Origin of the sequence: Methylophaga sp. UBA5088 (assembly GCF_002414625.1) — a bacterium.
GTDB lineage: Bacteria > Pseudomonadota > Gammaproteobacteria > Nitrosococcales > Methylophagaceae > Methylophaga > Methylophaga marina.
Genome location: NZ_DIAC01000103.1, coordinates 14,575 through 20,146 on the forward strand (window position 1 = coordinate 14,575; position 5,572 = coordinate 20,146).

Consider the following 5,572-nt stretch of genomic DNA (forward strand, 5'->3'; position numbering starts at 1 on the left):
AAATGGAGAGCTATGAGACAGAAGTCGCCTGGGCACACCGAACTAGTGAGCACATTCGTGTATTAACCCGTGCCCAAAGTTTTTTATTACGCTTTATTGAAACCGTATCTGAAGATGTGTTGAGTGAAAAAACGCTGCTGAAGATGCTGTATTCACTGGAGCGAACCATGGGCTTTACCAACACCGCCCTGATTTATACCGACGATGCGGCAGTTATTTCTACTGAACAAGTGATTTACTCACATCACGAGCCAAACCCGATATCAGACAAAATATTTGATGAACTGATAATGTCCGGCACGGCCTCATTTCTAGCGCTGAATGCCGAATCAGAAGAAGTGGAGTGTTTAGGACTCAGTTTTACGGGGAGTCGCAACGAGGTCGGTGTGCTGGTGGTAGAAATGCAAAAAGGCCGTTTCCTGGAAGATTCTGAAATTAAAGTGTTGGAAATTACCGCCAAACTACTCAGCATGGTGACCAAGTTTCAGAGCCATGACGAAGAAGGACGTCGTCTGGCGATTTTGGAGGAGCGTGCGGCTATTGCTCGAGAATTGCATGACTCGCTGGCCCAATCATTGTCATTTATGAAAATACAGATGGCCAGACTGCAATCTAATGTGGTTGATGATAAACAACGTGAGGTCACCACAGAGCTCAGAGAAGGACTCGATAACGCCTATCGTGAACTAAGAGAGTTATTGACTACGTTCAGGGTGCACATGGATTTGCGAGGCCTGGGTTATGCCATTCAGGCCACCATCGATGAGTTCTCACAACGATCCAGTCTAGCGATTACTTTAGACAACCGATTAGTGAACTGTCGACTGACAGTAAATGAAGAGTTTCATATCTTGCATGTGGTACGTGAAGCATTATCGAATATCGTACGGCACTCGGGTGCCAAGCATGTTTCAATTTTAATGTTAGTGAATAAAAAGGGGGAATTAGAGTTAACGATTGATGATGATGGGGTGGGCATGACGAAAGTATCGTCGACCTATGATCATCATGGACAGGCAATAATGAAAGAACGAGCCAAGACTTTAGGTGGCGACATTGATGTCATGGCCAGACGTTACGGAGGAACACGGGTGCGGCTGAAATTTGTACCCAAACTCGTAGAGTAACTCGTCATAAAAAATAAGAGAGAGAAATGGAAAATAATATAAGAATATTAATCATCGATGACCATCCTTTATTCAGAAAAGGAGTGAGTCAGATTATCTCTGATGAACCTAACTTTGAAGTAGTCGGAGAGGCCGCATCAGGCCTGGATGGTATTGATCTCGCACAGCAGTTGATCCCTGATTTAGTACTACTGGACTTGAATATGAAAGGTATTGATGGTCTGGAAACCTTAAGAAGACTCAAACAAACGGAGCTAAAATCACGTTATGTTGTACTTACCGTCTCTGATGCAGAAGAAGATTTGTTGGAAGCGTTGAAGTCTGGTGCTGATGGTTACCTGTTAAAGGATATGGAGCCGGAAGATTTACGCTCCAATCTGGTAAAAGCAGCTCTCGGAGTTACTGTATTACAGGATAGCCTGACTGAAGTACTTAAAAAGGCTTTGATTGAGCCGGATACAAAAACGACAGCAGCGGATGTAAATCTGACTGATAGAGAAACGGAGATTCTCGACTGTCTGGCTGAGGGGATGAACAATAAAAATATTGCCAGAAAACTCGGTATTAGTGATACTACCGTGAAAGTGCATATTAAAAATATTCTTCGCAAACTCAATTTAACTAGTCGGCTTGAGGCAGCTGTGTGGCGTCATCAGAATCGATAAAAAAAAGTCGGTAGGAATTTGCCTACCGACTTTCCAGACTTTTAACGCATTATTTAGATTGGATTGCGTTGACCTACGAAGAAACCAACGCCTCTACTTGGTGTGGTAAAGGTAATAGTTTCACCATTGGCAAAGTAGAGCACATCACCCACTTTGGCGTGGACTTGTTTACCTGACTCGTCGCTAATAATAAATTCACCTTCAGCGATATACTTCATTTCTTCATAATCGTAGGTATAAACCAGCGGTTCATCACTTTTATTTAAATGAAAGAAACCAGCACAAATGGTTTTATCTTTATCGCCTGAAATCACTGTATCACCTAGTGTTGCGTTGACACCATCAACACCCATAGATGGTTGCGCGTCTTTTACAGCTTGTTGAATATATTTCATATCTTGTCTCCTAATAGTTTTTGTGTAAAAACACACAAGCTATTAAATCGACATGCCGCTAAGGCAACAATTATTAAGAAGTCTTAATCAAAAAGAAGTACATGGTCTGACATCCACTTTATATAAAATGATTTAAGCGGATAGTTAGCTCTTACTGCATAACAGCTGGCGGTTTTTTTGACTGATTAACCCGTATCAACCAGATTCACTCAGTGATTATTTGTAAGTAGTTATCTTAGAAATTAACAGGCATATAGAGTGCGTCTTCTGTATGTTGAAATCGTAAAAGGGACTAAAAAAACATCAGTTTAAGTGGTATGTACCACTTAAGTGTTAATGTCTAGGAAGAATAGACGGATAAAAAGGCAGGGAATAGATTCCTCTGTATGTGACTGAATTAACAGGCACATTTACATGAGGACTGAAAAAATGTCGTTTGATATAACCACACAGTTTGCAGAGCAGGTGTCGCTGGCATCTCTTGTGCAAAACCTTGTTTATGCCTCTGGCACCGTTGGTGCGATTTTTGTCGTAATAGGACTGCTCTTAATAGATGCAGGCGGTGTTAGGAGGCGTAACGCATTTAATGCAACTATAGAAAAATTAGTAGGTTTTTTTATCGGGTTTACCACCTATTTTGTTATCGGCTTTGCATTCTGGGCTTCCCAGTATTACGTGATGGTCGATTACACATTAACCGATAGTATTAAGGATTGGTGGGCAGGTGGCATTTTAGCTAATGAACTTGCTCAAAATGTGGATCCGGCAGTTTTTCCGGGCCTGAATAACTTCCAGATCTTTATTTTCTTCTTGGCATGTTTTGCCGGGATTATCAATGTCTTATTACACTTTGCTGTGTCTGAAAGAATGAAATCTTCGGCGTACTACATTACATCTTGTGTAGCGACGTTGGTGTCTTCTGTCTTGAGCTGGTGGACATGGGGCTCGGTTGGTCCGTTAACCAACCTGGGTTTCCATGATTTCTTCGGTGTGGGCTTTGTCTATTTATTCCCTGCGGGTATGGCGATGGTATTCGTGAATAAGTTAGGCGCCAGACCGGGTATGTTCTCTGCTCATTCAAAAGTCGAAGAATATCGTGTTCCCAGTCTTGCCTTAGTGACCGTAGGTGTCTTTAGCGTGTTTGGCAGTTTGCCAATGGTGATTCTGTCATGCTTATTTTTCTTTGATCCGGGGGCGCATGCCGTTAGTGTCACCATGGCTGATACCAGTGTTGGTTTAGCGTTTAACAATTATGCAGCGGCCTGGGCTGGCGGTACTTTGATGGGCGCGATACTGGCTTATTCAAAACGTAAATACAGTTATTTGCTGCTAGGCCCATTCGCCGGTTATGTATCTGGTGCATCAGGTTTTGATGTGTATATTCCCTGGCAGATGTTCCTGGTGGCTTTGGGTTCACCGCTGGTGGCTTATGTTATCTACGAATTTCTGCAAAAACGGGAAATTGATGAGCATAAATTATTGCCATTATTTGCGGGTGTAGGCTCATACGGTTTGATTATGACTGGCTTGCTGCATATTGGTACACCACGTGGTGGTTATGTCGGTATCACTGAAGGTGCCTATGCTTTCCAGCACGGTGAAATTGGCGTGCTGATGCAAATTGTCGGGATTGTTGTGTGTCTGGGTACTGGTATCGTGACCGCATTTATCCTGTCATTTATTCTGGAAAGAACCATAGGTATGCGTATTACAGATGAAGAACAGGCGATTGGTTTGGATAAAGTCCATTGGGGCTTGGATTCAGATGTATCACCTCAGGTAGAAGCAAAATAGTTTATTTCTTTCCCTTAGCTCGTTAGAGCTTTTAGTGGCTTATTCTTCTGAGTAAGCCACTTTTTTATTTATTAATTGCCCTTTCGCCATAGATAAATACTAAATAGACGTTTCCACTCTTCAAAAGAATGTCTTGCTCTCTTTATGAAATATTTTATTACTTTAGGGGAATAAAATTGTTGGCTGCTCTGCATGCCATTGTTCGTATTTCACCATCACACTGGCAAAGAGATCACTGTGTAAGAATTCACTCAACCAGTCTCTGACCAGTGGGTAGGGTGATTGCTCGAACCAGTCCATATCAACAAAGGCGAACTGACGGATAAAGGGTAATAGTGCAATATCTGCCATCGTCCATTTTTCAGTAAGCAGGCAACCATTTTTTGCTAATAAGGATTCCAGTTTTTGTAAGGTTTTTTCACCTTGCTCACGGGAATACAGTTCTGGGTATTCTGGGTAACGATCGGCATATTTATAGCGATCGAGATGATACTTAAACTCACCATCATTATTGGCAATCAGCTCATCACAGTACTGTTTTTGTTGGTGAGTGAGCGTTTGATACCAATCTTCGGGATCTCGCTTTTCCAGTGCCCAACGCATAATGTCGATACTTTCGTCGATAACTTTTCCTGTTTCGGTCTGTAGAACGGGGACAGTCCCTTTTGGGGAAATAGCTAATAATTCTGCAGGTTTATCTTTTAATACCACTTCGCGAAGTTCGGTTTTAATACCGCTGGCGGCGAGAGCTAGCCGGGCTCGCATGGCATAGGGACAACGACGAAAGCTGTATAAAGTCGGGTACCGCATTGAGTAAGAATTCCGGTTTGAATAAAACGCCAGTATAGACAATCAAAGCAGATGACTGTAAATTAGCAAATGCTAATATAGTTATTGAGAACACCATGGAACAGTCTTTACGAAGATGGATCATATTTATCACACTGATGTTATCAGTCAGTTTGACTGTTAACGCGGAGCGGATGCCCCATACCGAAGCAGTCTACAAAAACTATGCTCGTCAGTGGGTTTACGACGGTCAAATTGAAGCGGTCAATCAGGCAACTGTCTCATCGCGTGTTTCTGCTCAGGTTGCGGAGATTTTTTATGACGTTAATGACCGGGTAGAAAAGGGCGCGCTGATTTTACGTTTTAACGACGAAGAAATAAAAACTCGACTATGGCAGGCAGAAGCTAATCTGCTTGCTGAACAAGCGCAGCTAAAAGAAGCACAAGCAAGATATAACGAAGCCGCTGCTGAAGCCAAACGGATTGGTGACTTGTATCAACGTAAGCAGGTGACACGCTCAGCGTTGGATAAAGCTGAAGCCGATAAAGCGGCAACATCGGCAAGGGTAAGCGGATTAAATGCCCAAATAAAAGCCCGCCAAGCTCAAGTAGAGCAAGCTAGAGTGGAGTTGTCCTATACCGAAGTACGAGCACCTTATGCTGGTGTGATGACCAAGCGCTGGATTGAAGTGGGCGAGATGGCATCACCCGGACAGGCATTGATGTCCGGTTTATCACTGGATGATTTACGTGTGGTGTTTACCGTGCCACAGAAACAATTAACTGAAGTGATGTCGGCCAA

At 42.9% G+C, this 5,572-nt stretch carries 6 protein-coding genes; 4 read left to right on the top strand and 2 right to left on the bottom strand.

Translation table 11 applies throughout. From position 1 onward, the window contains the following. Both B4K20_RS12865 and narL read left to right on the top strand, forming a co-directional pair. On the top strand, positions 1-1,127 hold a 1,127-nt coding region (locus B4K20_RS12865), incomplete at its 5' end, for a histidine kinase (protein ID WP_289283176.1). Between the two features lie 26 nt (positions 1,128-1,153). After that, on the top strand, positions 1,154-1,792 hold the full coding sequence (gene narL, locus B4K20_RS12870) for a two-component system response regulator NarL (protein WP_289283177.1): 639 nt from the start codon (positions 1,154-1,156) through the stop codon (positions 1,790-1,792). A 53-nt stretch (positions 1,793-1,845) separates the two neighbouring features. Here narL and B4K20_RS12875 read toward each other — a convergent pair whose 3' ends face one another. Continuing rightward, positions 1,846-2,187, bottom strand: coding sequence for a cupin domain-containing protein (locus tag B4K20_RS12875; RefSeq protein WP_289283178.1), 342 nt, complete (start codon positions 2,185-2,187; stop codon positions 1,846-1,848). Positions 2,188-2,616: 429 nt separating this feature from the next. Here B4K20_RS12875 and B4K20_RS12880 point away from each other — a divergent pair, with 429 nt between their 5' ends. After that, complete coding sequence (locus B4K20_RS12880) at positions 2,617-3,981, top strand: ammonium transporter (RefSeq protein WP_289283179.1); 1,365 nt, start codon at positions 2,617-2,619, stop codon at positions 3,979-3,981. A gap of 162 nt (positions 3,982-4,143) precedes the next feature. Here B4K20_RS12880 and B4K20_RS12885 read toward each other — a convergent pair whose 3' ends face one another. Next, positions 4,144-4,791: a glutathione S-transferase gene (locus B4K20_RS12885; RefSeq protein WP_289283180.1), complete on the bottom strand. Its 648-nt coding sequence runs from the start codon at positions 4,789-4,791 to the stop codon at positions 4,144-4,146. 95 nt (positions 4,792-4,886) lie between these two features. On the opposite strand from B4K20_RS12885, the gene B4K20_RS12890 reads away from it, so the two are divergent. Further along, on the top strand, positions 4,887-5,572 hold a 686-nt coding region (locus B4K20_RS12890; RefSeq protein ID WP_289283181.1), incomplete at its 3' end, for an efflux RND transporter periplasmic adaptor subunit.